Origin of the sequence: Pseudomonas sp. HY2-MNA-CIBAN-0224, assembly GCF_040310285.1 — a bacterium.
Classification (GTDB): domain Bacteria; phylum Pseudomonadota; class Gammaproteobacteria; order Pseudomonadales; family Pseudomonadaceae; genus Aquipseudomonas; species Aquipseudomonas helleri.
The window spans coordinates 1-341 of the sequence record NZ_JBEOPQ010000285.1; the positions used below are offsets into that span (position 1 = coordinate 1).

1 protein-coding gene is annotated in these 341 nt (G+C 30.8%); it reads left to right on the top strand.

Features of this window, described 5'->3' with window-relative positions:
- The coding region (locus AAEZ03_RS26420) for a hypothetical protein (protein ID WP_350582723.1) at positions 1 to 320 on the top strand (320 nt) is incomplete at its 5' end.
- Positions 321 to 341 lie beyond the last annotated feature (21 nt).

Below are 341 nucleotides of genomic sequence, written 5' to 3' on the forward strand. Positions count from 1 at the left end.
GTTATAATGACTCTCATACAATATCGACTCACAATCAAGTATTTTTTGAAAAATTGTTGATATTTCTATTAATAACTATCTTCACCATAAGAGTGATCATAGATATTATCGATGGCAGAGCGAGTTGGTTAGAAGTCATCTACTTATCTACGGCTTTATTTATAGTCATTGCTATAGGCATGGCCAAAATAATGCAAATAGAATCCCTTGCGAAGGCTACCCTAGGGTATTGGTTAGTGCTTATTTTGAATTTTATTTTTACTATTATTATTTTGATTACGGCATTTTATAATATAGGTATCAATATATTCGGTAGTTAAGCCAGATAATAAACTTGAAGC